Origin of the sequence: Flavobacterium xinjiangense (genome assembly GCF_900142885.1) — a bacterium.
GTDB lineage: Bacteria > Bacteroidota > Bacteroidia > Flavobacteriales > Flavobacteriaceae > Flavobacterium > Flavobacterium xinjiangense.
Map to the genome: position 1 here is coordinate 70,403 of NZ_FRCL01000002.1, position 18,441 is coordinate 88,843.

Annotated in this window: 13 protein-coding genes and 1 tRNA gene; 3 read left to right on the forward strand and 11 right to left on the reverse strand. The window is 35.2% G+C overall.

Annotated elements, in window-relative coordinates; genetic code table 11:
- Positions 1–334 precede the first annotated feature (334 nt).
- Positions 335–5,389 (forward strand): T9SS sorting signal type C domain-containing protein, encoded by a 5,055-nt coding sequence (locus BUC23_RS02585; RefSeq protein WP_167365549.1) that lies wholly within the window; start codon positions 335–337, stop codon positions 5,387–5,389.
- A gap of 87 nt (positions 5,390–5,476) precedes the next feature.
- Here BUC23_RS02585 and BUC23_RS02590 read toward each other — a convergent pair whose 3' ends face one another.
- The 5 genes from BUC23_RS02590 to BUC23_RS02610 all read right to left on the reverse strand — a co-directional run bounded on the left by BUC23_RS02590 (position 5,477) and on the right by BUC23_RS02610 (position 9,643).
- On the reverse strand, positions 5,477–6,340 hold the full coding sequence (locus BUC23_RS02590; protein ID WP_073204984.1) for a cupin-like domain-containing protein: 864 nt from the start codon (positions 6,338–6,340) through the stop codon (positions 5,477–5,479).
- A 103-nt stretch (positions 6,341–6,443) separates the two neighbouring features.
- Positions 6,444–7,529: a biotin synthase BioB gene (gene bioB / locus BUC23_RS02595; RefSeq protein ID WP_073204988.1), complete on the reverse strand. Its 1,086-nt coding sequence runs from the start codon at positions 7,527–7,529 to the stop codon at positions 6,444–6,446.
- A gap of 100 nt (positions 7,530–7,629) precedes the next feature.
- Positions 7,630–8,067: a hypothetical protein gene (locus BUC23_RS02600; RefSeq protein ID WP_073204991.1), complete on the reverse strand. Its 438-nt coding sequence runs from the start codon at positions 8,065–8,067 to the stop codon at positions 7,630–7,632.
- 83 nt (positions 8,068–8,150) lie between these two features.
- Positions 8,151–8,594: a hypothetical protein gene (locus BUC23_RS02605; protein WP_073205796.1), complete on the reverse strand. Its 444-nt coding sequence runs from the start codon at positions 8,592–8,594 to the stop codon at positions 8,151–8,153.
- 119 nt (positions 8,595–8,713) lie between these two features.
- Positions 8,714–9,643, reverse strand: a complete 930-nt coding sequence (locus tag BUC23_RS02610) for a bifunctional riboflavin kinase/FAD synthetase (RefSeq protein ID WP_073204994.1) — start codon at positions 9,641–9,643, stop codon at positions 8,714–8,716.
- Between the two features lie 215 nt (positions 9,644–9,858).
- Here BUC23_RS02610 and BUC23_RS02615 point away from each other — a divergent pair, with 215 nt between their 5' ends.
- Positions 9,859–12,612 carry a zinc-dependent metalloprotease gene (locus BUC23_RS02615; RefSeq protein WP_073204998.1) on the forward strand — a complete coding sequence of 918 codons (2,754 nt, stop codon included), beginning with the start codon at positions 9,859–9,861 and terminating at the stop codon, positions 12,610–12,612.
- A gap of 52 nt (positions 12,613–12,664) precedes the next feature.
- Here BUC23_RS02615 and pth read toward each other — a convergent pair whose 3' ends face one another.
- The 3 genes from pth to BUC23_RS02630 all read right to left on the reverse strand — a co-directional run bounded on the left by pth (position 12,665) and on the right by BUC23_RS02630 (position 15,220).
- Positions 12,665–13,339 (reverse strand): aminoacyl-tRNA hydrolase, encoded by a 675-nt coding sequence (pth, locus tag BUC23_RS02620; protein WP_073205001.1) that lies wholly within the window; start codon positions 13,337–13,339, stop codon positions 12,665–12,667.
- A 284-nt stretch (positions 13,340–13,623) separates the two neighbouring features.
- Positions 13,624–14,235: a 50S ribosomal protein L25/general stress protein Ctc gene (locus BUC23_RS02625; RefSeq protein ID WP_073205004.1), complete on the reverse strand. Its 612-nt coding sequence runs from the start codon at positions 14,233–14,235 to the stop codon at positions 13,624–13,626.
- 43 nt (positions 14,236–14,278) lie between these two features.
- Positions 14,279–15,220, reverse strand: coding sequence for a ribose-phosphate pyrophosphokinase (locus tag BUC23_RS02630; RefSeq protein WP_073205007.1), 942 nt, complete (start codon positions 15,218–15,220; stop codon positions 14,279–14,281).
- Between the two features lie 291 nt (positions 15,221–15,511).
- Here BUC23_RS02630 and BUC23_RS02635 point away from each other — a divergent pair.
- Positions 15,512–15,591, forward strand: a tRNA-Leu gene (locus tag BUC23_RS02635).
- A 156-nt stretch (positions 15,592–15,747) separates the two neighbouring features.
- Here the strand turns inward: BUC23_RS02635 and BUC23_RS02640 are convergent.
- From BUC23_RS02640 to BUC23_RS02650, 3 genes are all read right to left on the reverse strand, one after another.
- Positions 15,748–16,359, reverse strand: a complete 612-nt coding sequence (locus tag BUC23_RS02640; RefSeq protein ID WP_073205010.1) for a PAS domain-containing protein — start codon at positions 16,357–16,359, stop codon at positions 15,748–15,750.
- A 377-nt stretch (positions 16,360–16,736) separates the two neighbouring features.
- Positions 16,737–17,102: a toxin-antitoxin system YwqK family antitoxin gene (locus tag BUC23_RS02645; protein ID WP_073205014.1), complete on the reverse strand. Its 366-nt coding sequence runs from the start codon at positions 17,100–17,102 to the stop codon at positions 16,737–16,739.
- 177 nt (positions 17,103–17,279) lie between these two features.
- Positions 17,280–18,293 carry a TlpA family protein disulfide reductase gene (locus BUC23_RS02650; RefSeq protein WP_073205017.1) on the reverse strand — a complete coding sequence of 338 codons (1,014 nt, stop codon included), beginning with the start codon at positions 18,291–18,293 and terminating at the stop codon, positions 17,280–17,282.
- Positions 18,294–18,441 lie beyond the last annotated feature (148 nt).

Consider the following 18,441-nt stretch of genomic DNA (forward strand, 5'->3'; position numbering starts at 1 on the left):
TAAACCGTGATTATGTATTTAAACGGATTTTTATGCACTTAAACGATTAAATTTTTTTTATATTCTATTTTTTTATGATTTTGTTAAGATATCTTTCAGTAAAATACCACAATATGTGAAGATATATACAAATTCAACCAAAAATATGATTAAGAAACATTTGCCCCAATTTTCTTTATTTTTGAGTAATTTTCTGATTTTTTTTCGATCGAAAACACATTCAAGTCCTATTATACCGAAATATAATCAAGAGAATACCCAATTTCTAACTGCTTTTTGCTTTTTTGAGAATGTCTTTCGTGTAAATACAAGAAATGTCTTTTTTGTTTTAACGTTGTTTTTCTTTGTTTCATTTGCAAATGCTGGTACAATTACAAGTACAGCTGCTGGTGGAACATGGGCAACCGGAGCTACATGGGTAGGGGGAATTGCTCCAAGTGCTGGCGATAATGTGATAATTGCTACGACAGGAGTCGGTAGTGTTTCGGTGGCGGCTAGTGCAAGTGTTGCAAACCTTACAATCAATTCTGGCGCTATCTTGAAAATTACCGGATTCACACTAACAATTACTGGAGATTTTGTTAATAGCGGAGGAACATTTACAGGAGGTACGGGCATTGTTGCTCTCACTGGAAATTTCACCAATACGGGTGCTTTTACTTTATCGACGGGAAGCTTGACAGTTACGGTGGGAAATTTTAACAATTCAGGGAATTTTTCGTTTTCTGCAGCGGGAGGATTAAATTTAGGAGGGAACTACAGCAATACTGGGACCGTTACTCTACTCTCTGCAAAGGTTCAGTTTACTGGATCAGCTAATCAAACCATTCAAGCATTTACAACAACGGGTTCGGTTACTATGTCGAAATCTTTAGGCACAGCAACTTTCGTTGGAAATGTTAATGGTGCAGCATTAACACTAAACGGATCTGGAGGAATATTAAATCTTGGAGCTGGATTAACACATGTTTTTACAGGTATTGTGTCCTTAACAAATGGATTGTTGAACGGAGGTTCAAGTACGCTAAATGTAAATGTAACTAGCACAACGGCATGGAATGGTTCAGGAGCTAATTTTAGTGCAGGTACAGGAACAGTAAAATTTGGGGGAGCCGGGCAAACCCTTGTAACGGCGTCTACTTTTAACAACTTGATATTGGCTGGATCCGGAACTAAGGCATTTACTGTCTCACCAACTATAAACGGGATTCTTTCTATGGAGGGAACAGCAATAGTAGGAACTACAGCTCCTACTTATGGTCCAGCTGCAACATTAAGATACAATAGAACAGCTGCAACAACAACAGCTACTTTAGAATGGATTACTCCGTTTATCGCAACCGGAGGGGTCAATATAATTAATACAGGAACAATAGCATTAAATTCTAATAAAATTTTTAATACCTCTATTCCGCTGGTTATTAGTCCTGTATCAACTCTAAATATTGCAACTAGAACTCTTACGCTAAATGACGCGTATACAAACAGCGCTACTATAAAAGGAACTACAGGTTTTTTGACCGTTACTGGGAATTTTACAAATTCGGGAACTCTTACTTATTCAACAACTGGATTGTTAAGCGTAGGGGGGAACTTTAACAATACAGGAAATATTACTTTTACAGCTGCAGGAACTACAGGAGGATTGATACTGGCCGGTAACTACAGCAATTCTGGCGCTGTTGCTTTAGGTACGGCAAAGGTTCAATTTATTGGAACGGCAAGTCAAATGATTCAAGGTTTTACCACGACAGGTGTAGTTAGTATGTTAAAGACCGGTGGAATAGCTACACTTACTAGTAGTGTTGTTGCTGGTGGGTTAACCATAAATGGGAGTGGTGGGAATCTTAATCTTGGGTCAGGATTATCGCATACGTTTTCTGGAGTATGGACTAGAACAAATGGTACACTGGATTGTGGGTCAAGCATTTTGAGAATTGGATCTAATATTTCTGGAACTGGTGGGATTTTTAGTGCTGGTACAGGGACTGTCGAGTATTATAATAATACGGTTACGCAGGCTGGTGCGGTTGTTAATTATAATAATCTTACTCTTTCTGGGGCAGTAGGGAAAACCTTTGGTACTGCACCCACTATTAACGGTATTCTTTCTATGGAAGGAAGTGCTACAATTTCTATTGCACCAACCTATGGAACAGCTGCCACTTTAAGATATAACACAGCAGGTGCTCGTAATGCAGGATTGGAATGGAAGACTCCATTTACTGCAACTGGCGGAGTTATTATTGCTAATACAGGAACAATAACCTCTACTGGTAATAAAACATTTACATCTGCACCATTGACAATCAATAACGGTGCAATCTTAGATAATGGTGGATTTACTATAACAGGAGGGTCAACTTTATCGATTGTGTCGGGTGGTACATTAAAACTAAGCGGAACAAGCACATTTCCTACTGGTTTTACTACATTTACGGTAGAGCCAACCAGCACCGTTGAGTATAGTGGTGCTATTCAAACGGTAACAGCGAGAAATTACGGTAATCTGGTTCTTAGCGGGACAGTTTCATCGGTGAATAAAACTTTTTTAGCTGCAACTACCGTAGTAGGGAATTTGTCAATAAACGGTACCGCAGTTGCATTATTTCCAAATATTTCTACTTCTTCATCACAAAGTTTAACATTTGACGGTATTACCCAATCTTCTGCAGGATCCTGGGGAGGGACGGGTTCACCAGCAGCCAATAAAAATGCTACAAGATTTGGGACGACAACTACGGGAATCTTAAATATTCTTTCATCCTGTTTAGCTGGGACGTGGCTCGGTACTATTGATACTGATTGGAATAATGCTGGTAACTGGTGTGGGGGAGTAAAACCAACCGCTGCAACTGATATTATCATAACTAATCTAACCAATCAACCGGTAATAAATACAGCAACAGCGTGTCGTAATGTTATAATTGGTAATGGTGCTTTTTTATCCGTAGCTGGATTAAATAGTCCCATAACAGTTGGAGGAAACTGGAATAATAGCGGAACTTTTAATGCAGGTAGTAGTATAATGTCTATTAGCGGTAATTGGAATAATAGCGGTACTTTTAATGCCAATACATCCAATGTATTACTAGGGGGGAATTTTACAAATTCGGGAACCTTTAATGCTAATACCAGTACAATAAATTTTAATGGAATTGGGTCACAAGAAATTGGAGGTTCCTCCTCTATTATATTTTTTAATTTGACAAATTCAAATACGGTCGCAAGTTTGACCGCGACGGCTGGATTTACAGTCAATAATAATCTAAATATTGCCGACATGGCAGTACTGGACATGGCAACTTTTGCTCTAGGTGGCAGCGGTTCTTTTACTAATTCAGGTCTTGGTCAACTTAAAACAACTAGTACTTCTGCCGCTCCCTTACCTTCCGGTGAAACTTGGACTAGCTCAGTAATCTACAGTAATTTGACGGGTGGACAAACCATAGTTGGCGGAATCTACAACGCTTCGCCTTCTCTTGTTTTAGGAAATACTTCTGGTACACAAACTGCTTCAGGAAATATTAGTATTGGAAATCAATTAGGTATTGATAACGGAGGTACGCAAACCTTTAAGATGAATGGGTTTGATTTAAATACAGCCAGTTTAGATTTAAGTGACACAGGAACCATATTAGATATGGGTGCAGGTAATTTGTCTTATACCGAATTAGCAGCAATGGAAGGGACAGTCCGTTTTTCTGGATTGTCTAATGGTAAGCCCTTTCCTTCAGGAACTGTCGAGTACAACGGAGGAGTACAAAATGTTGCGGTTGGAACCTATTATAATCTTTTATTTTCAGGTTTAAGTGGTGATTATAGCTTTGGGAATAACACTGCTGTCAATAATTCACTCACGGTAACCAATGGGTCGGTAAAGGTGTCTGATTCCTTTTCTTTATTAGTCAGCAATGCACTGACTGTGACAGCGCCTGGCACTTTAACTCTTGAAAATAATGCGAGTTTAGTACAGACTGGTATAACAAATGCAAATATTGGTAATATAAATGTGAAAAGGAATTCCGCTCCAATTCTTCTGGATGATTTTATTTATTGGTCTTCATCAACAAGTGGAACGCAAACATTGAAAGAGTTTTCGCCAAACACTCAAAGCGATAAGTATTTTGATTACAACAATGATTGGGCAAATGTTAATGCTGCTACTACCGTATTTGCTCCAGGAATTGGTTATGCTATTCGTTCTCCCGAAGGTTCTGGTACCGTTACTCCTGCGGTTGACACTTCGTTTAAGTTCACAGGAATTCCTAATAATGGCACAATTACTATTCCCGTAACTATACGAATATCAGGGCCAGATATAGGTACTGGAGAACGTCTCGTAGGGAACCCATATCCTTCTGCGATAGATGCAGACGATTTCATCGATGCTAATATTACTACTGGAACCGGTACCAAAACCATTTCAGGAACATTGTATTTTTGGACACATAATCATAGGGTAAATGGTAACGATTATGATGACGTTGATTATGCTACTTATACAAAAGCCGGTGGTGTTGGCACACTTCAAGCGAGCAGTGGAACAGGAAATAATAATGCACCCACGAAAAATATTGCTTCAGGACAAGGTTTTTTTGTAGAGGTAGATGCTCCGGGGAACATCGTTTTCGATAACTCCATGAGAGATGTTGCAAACACAAACACAAATTTCTATAAAAGTACTTCAGTGTTAAAAAAACAACAGGATTTAGAGTTAAAGAATAGAATCTGGCTTAATTTAACCAATTCTTCGAAAGGGAGCCAATCATTAGTGGGGTATATAGCAAACGCTACAAATAATTATGATCCTGGATATGATGGTTTGGTTTTTAATGACGCCTCTCCCTTTGCATTGTATAGTCTTCTAGGAACTGCTAAACTAGCCATCCAGGCGAGAACGGAATTTGTTGACACAGATATTGTTCCTTTAGGATATGCTATAGACCTTGCAGGAAATGCTACAATCGCCATCGATCATATGGATGGATTGTTCCTTGATGATCAAAATATCTATCTGGAAGACAAATTACTGAACATAGTTCATGACATAAAATCAAAAGCTTATGATTATACGTCGGCAGCAGGTACTTTTAATGACCGTTTTGTATTGCGTTTTACTGACAAAACTCTTGGAAATGAAACCTTTGATTTAAATAACAAAAATGTTTTAATAACGAAAGACAGAACTGAATTAAAAATAAAATCAGCATTTGAAAATATAAAACGAGTGACTGTTTTTGATTTACTTGGTAGAAAAGTGTTCGATAAAGTGGCAATAGATAATAATGAATTCCAAACTTCAAACATTGCTTTAAATAAGCAAACGGTACTAGTTAAAGTAACGCTGGCAGACGGCAATGTCGTTACTAAAAAAGTGATTTATTAAATTAAAAAAAGTAATTTAAAATATTATTAGATCCCATTCTGTTAATAGGAATGGGATTTTTTAGATTTTCTTAGATTAAAATAGTACTCAGCTAAAATTCTTATTTGTCGTGCTTAAAGCTTTTTCATTTTTGTAATCAATCCATTTTTGGCCTTTTCTTTTTTTTATGAAATTATCAATATGTCGCATGATAAATACATTATAAGCCGCTTTTGATAATTTAATAATGCTTATGGGAAAAGCTCTTAAGCTCATAGAAAAGCCTGGCGTTTGATATTTCATATAATGCCAGTATCCTTCTGGCATATAGAGCATTTCACCGTGTTTTAATTCAGTAGCATAACCTTTGGCTTGCTTCAAAGCAGGAAATTTGTCAAAATCAGGATTGTCAAAATCAATATCTTCTCTTGAGATTAGAGAGAAAGGAACTTTGTATAAATAGGGTGTTTGATCTGGCGCAAATAAAACACATCGCTTTTTTCCATGGAAATGAAAATGTAAAATATTCGAATAGTCGATGTCATAATGCATAAAAACTCTCGAATTTTCACCTCCAAAGAATAACATAGGAAGTTGTTTGACAAGCCGTAATCCTAGGTTAGGCCAATGGAAGTCCTTTTTTAACAAAGGCACTTCTTGCATTAAATTATATAGAAAAATCCGGAAGTTAGTAGGTTTTGAATTAAGAAGATCAATATAATCAGACATCTTCATGTTTGCGTGTGCCTCATTAAATCCATCTTTGTACGAAACGGGGCGGTCGTCATATAACGGAACAATTTTATCGCCAGCGATCTCTTTGATATATTCTAAACTCCATTTTTCATAAGCAGGCCAATCAGATGTTAGCCGCTCTACTACAACAGGTTTTTGTTTTTTTACAAAATTGGTATAAAAATCTTCTTTTGAAATGGTTTTTACACGTTCAATTTCAGTCAGTTGTAATGGCATACTAAAATATTTAAATTAAAAAAAAACTCCTAGTGTAAACTAGGAGCAAAATTAATAAAGCTTTATGCAAAGGTAAATGAAATATCTGTGATAATATTTTACATTAACTTTCCTTTTTGGATGCTTCAAGATTTCTCTCGATTGTGTGTCCTGGTCTTGACCATTTTGGCTTTTCACCTAACGGTGTAAATTGAGAGTCTACAGCCTCAACAGTTTGAGGTTGAGAAACTTTAGTAAATGCTTTTTGCGGATTCAAACCCAACATTTCAAACATTTTCATATCTTCATTTACATCGGGATTTGGGGTCGTCAGTAATTTATCACCTGCAAAGATCGAGTTAGCACCTGCAAAGAAACACATAGCTTGACCTTCACGACTCATATTCATTCTTCCTGCTGACAAACGTACTTGTGTTTCCGGCATGATGATTCTAGTGGTTGCTACCATTCGTATCATTTCCCATATTTCCACTGGTTTTTCTTCTTCCATTGGAGTTCCTTCAACAGCGACTAGTGCATTTATTGGCACTGATTCTGGCTGAGGGTTCAAGGTAGATAGAGCCACTAGCATTCCGGCTCTGTCTTCAATGCTTTCTCCCATTCCAATGATACCACCACTACAAACCGTAACGTTGGTTTTACGAACATTCTCGATGGTTTGCAAGCGGTCTTCAAATCCACGGGTTGAAATTACTTCTTTGTAATATTCTTCTGAAGTGTCTAAATTATGGTTGTAAGCATATAATCCAGCTTCTGCTAAACGATGTGCTTGGTTTTCAGTGATCATTCCAAGTGTACAACAGACTTCCATGTCTAGTTTATTAATCGTGCGAACCATCTCAAGGACTTGGTCAAATTCTGGGCCATCTTTTACGTTTCTCCAGGCTGCTCCCATACATACACGTGATGAGCCGCTTGATTTTGCTCGCAAAGCTTGTGCTTTAACTTGACTAACGGACATTAAGTCATTGCCTTCGACATCAGTGTGATATCGTGCCGCTTGTGGACAATAGCCACAGTCTTCCGGGCATCCGCCTGTTTTTATAGATAATAAAGTAGATACTTGAACGACATTAGGATCGTGATGTTCTCTATGTATAGAAGCTGCTTCAAAAAGCAAATCCATCATAGGTTTATTATATATTGCGATAATCTCGTCTTTCGTCCAGTTATGTTTTGTAATGCTCATCGATACAATTTTTTGATGCGCCAAAAGTAATCAAATTGTTCTAAAGAAGCAATTTAATAGTTTTTAAATAGCCATGTGAAGGGAATCTGAAACGCAATGGTTAATCAGTTGAAAGACGGTTGTTCCAATATAACATTAATAACATAGTAACAATTACGGATGATGCCATTCCTTCAAATAGAAGGCAAATGGAGTAGGTGGTTACGGACGGGTTCCCGCCAAACAAAAAGGTTTTTGATAACGATTGTACGTAAGCGTCGCCACCTTTTGAGTAACTGTATATCACTAAGCCTATTATGCTTAAGAAAATGGCAATAAGGGATGTTATCATGGCCGAGACGGCATTAGGGACAAATTCTTTCTTGCCTTCGGAGATGTTCATTTCTATAGTTCTGTTGACTCCATAAAAAATAAAGAGGACGTTCAATAATCGTAAATAGAACAAATCAGCAAGGCCTAAAACATTCATTAATAGAAAAAAAATTCCAATTCCGATAAAAATAATACTTCCGTTTAATAGTTCTTTTGATAATTTCATAGTGCTGTTTTTTTTTAAATGGTTTCGAAAATAGAAATGGTATTTTTTTTTGTAAATACAAAAAAGCGACTTCTAAATTAAATTTAATGCTTGTCTGAAGCGTAACGGGTTTCCCAGATGAGCAGCAGGATAAACGTAACTATCACAGCAGACACTATTCCTTCAAAGAGTAAAGAAATGGAATACGTCATTACTGATGGGTTTCCCCCAAATAAAAAAGTTTTTGACAATGATTTTACAAATGCATCACCACCTTGCGCATAACTATAAGCAATAAGTCCTAAGATACTTAGAAATACACCTGTAAAGGAAGTGAGAAGGGCTGCGACAGCATTAGGAACCAAGATGACTTTCCCTTCCATGAAATTGGTTTTTAAAGTTCTATTGGTTCCGTAAAAAACGAATAAAACATTAAATAAACGTAAGTAAATCAGATCGGCAAGGCCCAAAACTTCCATTAATAGAAAATAAGCACCGATTCCGATGAAGATAATTAATCCATTTGAAATTTCTTTTGGCAGATTCATACGATTAGTTTTTAAAGAATTAAAAAAAGATCTCATTGAGAAACAATACATTGCTTATCAAATTTACAGAAAATATGCCAATATTTTATAAAATAGTTTAAAAAGAATTGCTACGAAAACTAAAGTTTGTTTAGGTAAGCTTTTGCAGTTGATGCATCTTTTTCCAGTTGCGCTTTTAAAAAGGATACTGATTCGAATTTTTGCTCAGAGCGAATTCTGTGTAAAATGGAGGTACTTATTTTTTGGTCGTATAAATCGGCGTCGAAATCAAAGTAATGGATTTCTATGGTCTGATTCTCACCGACAACAGTGGGATTCAATCCAATATTCATCATGCCAAAAACAGTCTTTTGATTGATAATACTTTTTACAATGTAAACTCCGTTTTGTGGAATTAGTTTGTAGTTTTCTTCGATTTGTAAGTTAGCAGTAGGGAAGTTTATTGTTCTTCCCAATTGTTTTCCTTTGACTACAGTACCAGTTAGGAAATATTCGTACCCTAAATATTTATTTGCCAAATCCATGTTACCTTCGAATAATGCCTTTCTAATTTTGGTTGAACTTACCGAAATATCATTTATTTCCTGAACGGATATTTGTTCTACCTCAAAATCATATTCTTTTCCAAAAGCAATAAGATCATCAATGTTAGCCGTGCGATTTCTGCCAAATCGATGGTCGTGACCTATAATTATTTTTTGAATATGAAATCGGTCTACAAGGACGGTTTTCACAAACTCTTCAGCGGTTAATCTGGAAAAAGTCTCGTCAAAAGGATGAATAACCAGATTATCAATGCCATTTTTCTCTAGTAAAAGTATTTTTTCATCTATAGTATTCAGTAATTTTATATCAGAATGTTTCTGTAAAACCATTCTGGGATGAGGGAAAAAAGTAAGGACTAAACTTTCGTAGTCTTCGTTTTTTGTTTTTTGTATAACCCTTTCCAGAATTTTTTTGTGACCAATATGAACTCCGTCAAAGGTGCCTAAAGTAAGGATAGTCTTTTTTGCGGAACTGAAATCGTTTATAGAATGAAAAATCTTCAAAGCAAATGTTTTATAATGGTGCAAATTTATACTATCTAGATTAAATGTAACTGTTTGAGTAATTGATTTTCGACAGATTTTTGCAGATAGATTCCATTTTTCAAAGAAAATTAATAAATCAAGGCACGAAATTTATTATTTTGTTCAAAATAATGGACAATGAACTTCAACATTAACATAAATGATTTAATTTTGAACATTAATTAATTCCACCCATGAAAAAAATTATACTATTCTTTATACTTGTTGTTTGTAATTCAACTATGAATGCGCAAAATAATTCTCCTTGGACGAGAGTTAATCTGGACAATAATACTGTTTCGGATAGAAAGAATATAGCGATGGATCCAGCGGAAGCTTTGTTTTTTAAATTTGATGACGTGGTTTTGAGGCAATCGTTGCTTTCCCTAGGAAATAAAACATCCAAATTAAATAGAGTTGAAATCTTAATTCCAAATAAAAATGGGAAATTAGAACAGTTTTCAGTTTGGGAATCTTCAAATTTCGAACCTCAATTGCAGGCTCAATATCCAGATATTAGATCTTATGCGGGGATTGGAATTACGGATAAAAAGGCATCTATAAATTTTAGTATGTCACCAAAAGGAATTCAAACTATGATTTTAAGGGCCGATGAAGGTTCTGAGTTCATTGAGCCTTATGCTCAAGACAAGAATATTTACATCCTTTTTGATTCTAAAAATAGAGAAAAAGGGAATCTGCCTTTTAGTTGTAAAACGGAGGATTTGGCTTTAAATAAAAAATTATTGAATGCAACCGGTAAAATTGCAGCTAATAATAGAGTTTTTAAAACTTTGCGATTGGCCTTGTCTTGTACGGGCGAGTATGCTTTTTATCACAGGACAATTAAAGGAAATTCGTTTGGTACAAAAGCGGATGCTTTGGCAGCTATGAATGCGACTATGGTTAGGGTAAATGGGATATTTAATAAAGATTTAGCGGTGCAGTTGGTTATTATTGCAAATGATACGGATGTAATATATACGGATTCTGCCACTGATCCATATTCAGATGCGGCTACTGGATTAAAAACGATTGCGGGTTGCACCAGTGCTAATGATGATTGTCCCGGGACTTGGAATAATGAACTACAAACTACCTTAACTAGTGTTATTGGAGGATCGAATTATGATATTGGTCATTTATTTGGAGCGTCAGGAGGAGGAGGGAATGCAGGGTGTATAGGTTGCGTTTGTGATCCATTAAGAAATACTGATTCCACTCCAGTTTATAGTATTGGAAAAGGAAGCGCGTTTACATCACCTAGTGATGCAATACCAGAAGGAGATACGTTTGATATTGATTTTGTGGCACATGAAATGGGGCATCAATTAGGCGCTAACCACACCTTTTCATTTGACAGTGCTGAAAGAACTGGGGTAAATGTCGAGCCTGGAAGCGGTTCTACTGTTATGGGTTATGCAGGAATTACCGTTAGTTACGATGTTCAAGCTAATTCAGATGATTATTTTGCCTACGCAAGCATTAAACAAATACAAGGTAATCTTGCTTTAAAAACGTGTCCTGTTAGTACTTTACTAAGTAACAGTCCGCCAATAATTAGCGCTGGTTTAGATTTTACAATACCTAATGGTACCGCTTTTATATTGACCGGGACTGGTTCTGATATCAATGGTGATACTCTTTCCTATTGTTGGGAGCAAAATGATACTGCTATAGCGCAAGGCGGGGCGGATAGTTTTGCTGTTTCCACAAAAACAGAAGGGCCTCTTTTTAGATCAATTTATCCTAGTAGCTCAAAGGTTAGATACATGCCTGCATATAATTCAGTTTTATCTAATCGATTGACCTCAGCATGGGAATCTGTAGCTTCTGTTGCCAGAACACTACATTTTACTTTAACAGGCAGGGATAATGCTGCACAGGGTACAGCACAAACGAATACTGATGAGATGATAGTAAATGTAAGTGGAACAGTTGGTCCATTTGCTGTAACATCACAAAACACAGACGATTTAAGTTGGGCTAAAGGATCTTCACAAACAATAACATGGAGTGTGAATGATTCTAATGGTTTAGCCGGATCAACAAATGTGAATATCAAACTATCTACTGATGGTGGTTTGACCTTTTCTACAATTTTAGTAAGTAATACGCCAAATGATGGTTCAGAAACCATTACTGTTCCCAATGTTGCAGCTACAAATTGTAGAATTTTAATAGAACCAACAGCAAATATATACTATGCTGTAAATAGTAAAGCTTTTGCAATAGGATATTCTGTCACTTCTTCTTGTACTACTTATGCTTTTGCAACTCCTTTTAATATACCAGACGCTTCGAGTATCTCTAAAACATTAAATGTTCCAGCTTCAACAGAAACAATAGTCGATGTGAATTTTGATGTTAGTTTTTCCCATAAATATTTATCAGATGTGCAATTAGAAGTGGTGAGTCCACAAGGTACTGTTGTAAAATTGTTCGACAGAAGTTGTGGTGCGTCTAATAGTAGTTTGGTGTTGAATTACGACGATGCAGGAGGTGCGCTTGCTTGTGGGACAACGACGGCTCAAACAGTAGCTCCTTTTGATCCTTTATCTGTTTTTAATGGTCAAAGTAAACAAGGTTTATGGACATTTAGAGCTAGTGATGCTGATGTTAATGATACAGGGAAAGTAGATTCGGCCACTATTACGATTTGTACACAATCGTTTACACTTGCTGCACCTGAATTTGAAATTAATGATTTTGTTTTGTATCCAAATCCAAACAAAGGGAATTTTAACATCCAGTTTACAAGTAATTCATCTAATGGTGTAAAGGTATTAGTCCATGATTTGTTGGGAAGAAAACTATTTGAAAATCAATTTAAAAACAAGTCGAATTTCAATGAAAATATTCAACTGAAAAATGCCCAACCGGGGGTTTATTTATTGACGGTTATTGACGGAAATAGAAAAGATGTCAGAAAGATTGTGATCGAATAATCAAAATATAATTTACTAAAAAAGGGAAACGTTAGCAAAACGTTTCCCTTTTTTATTTTCCGTTGAATGCGGTCATGGTATTTTCCAGTCCGGCAGTTCCAAATGATTTTATGATTTCGGAAGCTACTTCCAGTCGCTCCGGAAGTGCCGTTTTTTCAGCATCATCCCAGTCTCCCAGGACATAATCAACTTGTTTTCCTTTTTTGAATTCGTCGCTGATGCCAAAACGGAATCTTGCGTAGTTCTGCGTATTAAGTACAAGATTGATATTTTTTAATCCGTTATGTCCGCCATCGCTTCCTTTTTGTCGGATGCGAATGGTTCCGAATGAAAGGTTTAAATCATCGGTAATTACCAGAATATTTTCCAAAGGAATTTTCTCCTTATCCATCCAATATTGCACTGCTTTCCCGCTCAAATTCATATAGGTATTGGGTTTCAAAAGTAGAAAGGTTCTTCCTTTGAATTTATATCCGGCCAATGCGCCAAGTTTTACGGTTTCGAAAGAGATTCCTTCTTTTCTGGCTAGGAAATCCACGATTTTAAATCCGATGTTGTGACGAGTGTTTACATATTCGGCGCCAATGTTGCCTAGTCCTACTATTAAAAATTTATTACTCACGCTTTCTATATTGTTTTTTTGGTGTTCGTGAACCTCTGGTTTCGTACAATCTGTATTGTTCTCTTTTTTTGTTGACGAGAATATAGTTGAAATCCATTTTATCATGCTGCAAAAGTAAACTTAATTAGAATATTGGACTATTAGATTTTTTAAAAATCGTTATTGAGAGCAAAATAGTTCTGAATAGCCCTGATGGAAGTGGCATCCCACGCTTTTTGGCGTGGATACAACGGACAGCAGGAGTAGAGTTGTTGTGAAAATGGGTAGTTGTGCTCCTAATAATTTAAAATAGAATAATGAGATTGCTTGTTTCTCGATATAACAAAATATAAAGCAAAAAAAAAGCACCAGTTTTACAACTGATGCTTTCTTGAATGATTGAAAAAATATTATTTTTTCTTTCCTTTTGCAGGAGCTTTCGCTGCTTTTGCTGCTTCTTGAGCTGCTTTCATAGCTGCACGAGAGATTCTTACTTGAGCAACAACAGTGTTGTCTGGGTGGATCAATTTGTAGTTTTCGTTAACTAACTTAGTAACGTACAATTTGTTCCCCATTTCAAGTGGAGTAATATCAGCTTCAATAAAATCTGGAAGATTTTTTGGTAAAGCTTTTACTTTAAGTTTACGAGTGTTCAAACGTAAAACACCACCAGCAAGAACTCCTTTAGATGTTCCAACTACTTTTACAGGAACTTCCATAGTGATTTCTTTGTCATCAAATAATTGAAAGAAGTCAATGTGTAAAATCTTGTCAGATACCGGGTGAACCTGAATATCTTGTAAAATAGCGTTAAATGATTTTCCTTTTCCAAGATCGATCTCAACTGTGTGAGCGTTTGGAGTGTAAACCAAGTTTTTGAAAGCCATAACTTCTGCTGAGAAATGAACTGCCTGATTTCCTCCGTATAATACGCAAGGAACCAATCCAGCATTACGTAGGGCTTTAGTCGCAACTTTACCCACGCTTTCTCTTTCTGATCCTTTAATTGTAATCGATTTCATTGTAAAAAAAATATAGTTATTAAATAATATTACTTGTTTGGGGTTACATTATGAACTTTCCACTAATGGAATTGTTATGATGTACCATGTGCATAACTTCAGCAAAAAGTGGCGCACAACTCAACACTCTTATTTTGTTTGATTCTTTCTTTAATGGAATAGAATCGGTAACGATTAATTCTAATAATTTAGAATTCTCTATTTTTTCGTAAGCACTACCAGATAAAATGGCATGAGTACAAATCGCTCTTACGCTCAATGCTCCTTTTTCCATCATTAAATCAGCTGCTTTCGCCAAAGTGCCTCCGGTATCAATCATGTCATCTACTAAGATTACATTTTTACCTTTTACTTCACCAATCAATTCCATGGTGTCGATAATGTTGGCTTCTTTTCTTTGTTTGTAACATATAACTACGTCAGATTCTAAAAATTTAGAATAGGCGTAAGCTCTTTTAGAACCACCCATGTCAGGAGAAGCAATTGTTAAATTGTCTAATCCTAAACTCTTCACATATGGCAAAAATATTGTCGATGCAAAAAGGTGATCAACTGGTTTTTCAAAGAATCCTTGAATTTGATCTGCGTGCAAATCCATAGTCATTACTCTTGTTGCACCAGCACTTTCTAATAATTTAGCCACTAATTTAGCTCCTATCGGAACTCTTGGCTTATCTTTTCTGTCTTGTCTTGCCCATCCAAAATAAGGAATTACTGCGGTGATGTGTCTTGCCGAAGCGCGCTTTGCGGCATCAATCATCAGTAATAATTCCATTAGATTATCTGCCGTTGGAAAAGTCGAACAAACGATAAAAACACGTAATCCTCTGATAGATTCTTCATAAGAAGGTTGAAATTCACCGTCGCTGTATTTTGACATGGTGATTTTCCCTAATGGGATTCCGTATTGCTCTGCTATTTTCTCAGCAAGATATACACTTTGTGAACAAGCAAAAATTTTAGCTTCTGGTTCTAGGTGTGACATTTAATTTGTTGTTTTTATTCCGATGCGCTCCATACAGTTTGGCTTTGTCTTTTATTTAAAGCCTTATGTTTGTATTTGCCTCGGGTGTAGTTAGTTGTGTGTTGTGTTTTTAACGAGGTGCAAATTTATAAAATTTATTCAACTCTGAAAGGAAAAAATTAAGTATTTTTAGTTGAACATTTAATATTATTTTTTACATTTGCACCGTGTTAAAGGAATTGATGGTTGATTTAAACACAATCACATCTTTTATTGCGTTGAGATAACTTTCGTTATTTCATGTCTAGCTAAGCCCGGATGGCGGAATTGGTAGACGCGCTGGTCTCAAACACCTGTGGGAAACCGTGCCGGTTCGACTCCGGCTCCGGGTACATTAAAGTCCGTAATTTCTTGATTTATCAAGTGTTACGGGCTTTTTTCGTTAGTGATTGCCCGACTTTTTTAAACAAGTATAAAAATTGTTTCTTTTCACCTATATATGATTAAGTTACAATTTCTCTACGATGGAAAATTATCTAGATATTAATTTAGGTTCTAGCATTAGTTACAATACTTTTAATAATTTCATCAAGTTGCCGAGAGCTTTCTAATATCATGTCACAAATGTTACTTGTATTACTATCTAATAATGTTTTGTCTAAAATACTGGTGAGGCCAATTATATTGCTTAATGGGGCGCGAACAAGATGTGATTGTTGAAAAATTATGTTTTTCAGGGTATTACTATTTTGTTCAATCTTTTCATTTGCCTTTTGCAATTGTAATTCTTCCCCAACATACTTTGTTATATTATATCCTAAACAGAATATTCCAGCAGGATTTTTTTTATCATCAAGCATTGCTTTATACTCCCATTGAGTATAAACATAGCCACCCTCTCCATCGTGTTTTCTGATTGTCGCCGGAAATAATTTAGTCGGATTCTCAAAACATTTAGTAGAAACTTCGATACAAGTATTCCTATCATCAGGGTGCATTGTGATATAATAAGGCTTTCCAACTAAGGTGGTATCTACATGTGAAAATTGTTTAGCATAATGTTCATTTATAAATGAATATTTACCATCCATATCAGTGCTTATAATATAAAATAAAGAGGAATTATTAAATAATGTTTTAGTTTCTTCAAAATTTTGCATTTTACTTAGATTAAGATTAGCTAAATTTAATTTAAAATTCTTACAATTTAAGTATCTGTAATGATTTTTTTAATTTGCTGTATTGTAAATTATTAAAGCGCAATAGAGGCTGTTTTTAATTATTCATTTAGAGGTTTTTCGTAAAGCTATGTTTACTGCTTTAAATCACAAAGAATTCCTGATAATCAAATCACAATTGTTCTCGATTTTTTTTTTTTTTGACTTCTACAATTCAAGAAGTCACTTCGTAATAAAACCACTAAGAAATTAAGTTTTTTACGTCTTAATATCTTAATGGTTCCAATTTTTTTCGAATAGTATTTATAGGTACTATTTATGTAAGGCTGTATTTTCTGCATGCGTGTAGTTGACTTCTTTTAGTCTCTATTAACTATTGCTTCTCGTTTCCAATTTTTAACGGAAGCTATTCTGTTATTAGAATAATCAACTTCATTTAAATTTGTAAACGCATTGTCATTGTTTTGAGACCAAAAAAACCATTTTCCGGTTTTAACTCCTTTTTTATATTCGCCAGAAGAAGTTTTGTTTCCTTTCTCGTCATAAGAAACCCAAGTTCCTTCTAATTTTCCGTTTTGAAAAAAACCTTCTTGTTGTACTTGACCGTTTTCAAAAAAGTAAGTTGCTTTAAGTTTTTTTCCAAAAGGTTCCAATACAGGTTTTACTTCTTGTGCAAAAATGATCCCGGAGAACAATACTGCTGCTAAAATTATGTAATTTTTCATATCGTTAGTTTTTAATGTGTTATAAATTTGTTATTCAAAATTAAATAATATTTTACATTTAAAACACATTTACATAACAATTTAGTAACATTAGACAAAAGCTTAACATTGGAAAATTAAAAAACATAAAAAAAGCCAGTGTTTACGCACTGACTTTGCTGGTTTAAAATTTCTTGATTAATTCAAAAGGGCATCTAATTGAACCTGTAATTCCGCAGAAGAAGGCCTTGATGCATCAGCATTTACGATTTTTCCTGTAGGATCAATCAAAATAAATCTGGGAATACTGTTTATTCCATAGTCTTTAATGAACTGAGAATTCCAGTTGTTATCTGCAAAAAGCTGTACACCGCCCAATTCTTTGTCTTTTATTAAAGTTTTCCATTTCTCTACATCTTTTTGTACATCAACGGAGATGCTTACAAACGAAATATTTTTGCCATGGTATTTTTCTTCTATTTTTTTCAAAAAAGGAATTTCGGCACGACAAGGACCACACCAAGTTGCCCAAACATCAATATAAACATACTTCCCTTTAAAATCCTCTAATTTTGTTTTTCCTCCAGCGTAATTATCATAATTAAAAGATGGAGACATAGTGTTTAGCAATTTGCTTTTGGCTAAATTAGATTCATAGTTCATCTTGTAATAGCTAACAACTCCTTTGTAATTTTCATCAATGCTTTTCTTCTGAAAATCAATAAAAACAGGGTCTAACTTTGTGTTTTCTAAACGTTTTAAATCGTCTGTTTTTTTCTTGTCCAATCCTTTCAAAAAATCAACTTCAGGGGCAGCAAGTAATTTGCCCATATCGGTTTGCTCTTCAAATAAGGAATTCTTAGCTAAAAAATTATTTTCTAGAGCACCTTTTCCAGTGTATGTTATAGATTCGTCAAACATCTTAGTGTCCATTTTTAAGGCTAAATCAAATCCGTTTTTCAAATACACTATCGTAAATTCATTGCCGTCAGATAAGCCATATCTTCCAGGAACAACGTTCAATGTGTCTTTGAATACACCTTCACTGCTGACCTGAATTTTTTTAATCAATTTGTTTTTGCTGTCAGTAATATAAACGGCGTCTCCGTTCTTATTGGCTATTTCGCCTTGAAACGTCATATACTTGTTTTTTTGAGCCGTGCCAGTTAAAGTACTGATTAACACAAGTGCAGTAAAGAGTAATTTCTTCATAATTAATTGGTTTCTAATTAAAGCCTTTCAAATATAAAGAAATTACTTATAAAAATTTTGAACATTAACATTTTTTTTCATTTTAAATTCCATCTACTTGTATAGTTTTCTGAATTAATTTGATTTTTGTGTTTACTTTTGCAGTCTA

Excerpts from the sequence above, each read along its gene's own strand:
- BUC23_RS02590 (WP_073204984.1), bottom strand. The coding sequence starts at position 6,340 with ATGCCATTACAACTGACTGAAATTGAACGTGTAAAAACCATTTCAAAA.
- bioB (WP_073204988.1), bottom strand. The coding sequence starts at position 7,529 with ATGAGCATTACAAAACATAACTGGACGAAAGACGAGATTATCGCAATA.
- BUC23_RS02600 (WP_073204991.1), bottom strand. The coding sequence starts at position 8,067 with ATGAAATTATCAAAAGAACTATTAAACGGAAGTATTATTTTTATCGGA.
- BUC23_RS02605 (WP_073205796.1), bottom strand. The coding sequence starts at position 8,594 with ATGAATCTGCCAAAAGAAATTTCAAATGGATTAATTATCTTCATCGGA.
- BUC23_RS02615 (WP_073204998.1), top strand. The coding sequence starts at position 9,859 with ATGAAAAAAATTATACTATTCTTTATACTTGTTGTTTGTAATTCAACT.
- pth (WP_073205001.1), bottom strand. The coding sequence starts at position 13,339 with ATGATAAAATGGATTTCAACTATATTCTCGTCAACAAAAAAAGAGAAC.
- BUC23_RS02625 (WP_073205004.1), bottom strand. The coding sequence starts at position 14,235 with ATGAAATCGATTACAATTAAAGGATCAGAAAGAGAAAGCGTGGGTAAA.
- BUC23_RS02630 (WP_073205007.1), bottom strand. The coding sequence starts at position 15,220 with ATGTCACACCTAGAACCAGAAGCTAAAATTTTTGCTTGTTCACAAAGT.
- BUC23_RS02640 (WP_073205010.1), bottom strand. The coding sequence starts at position 16,359 with ATGCAAAATTTTGAAGAAACTAAAACATTATTTAATAATTCCTCTTTA.
- BUC23_RS02645 (WP_073205014.1), bottom strand. The coding sequence starts at position 17,102 with ATGAAAAATTACATAATTTTAGCAGCAGTATTGTTCTCCGGGATCATT.
- BUC23_RS02650 (WP_073205017.1), bottom strand. The coding sequence starts at position 18,293 with ATGAAGAAATTACTCTTTACTGCACTTGTGTTAATCAGTACTTTAACT.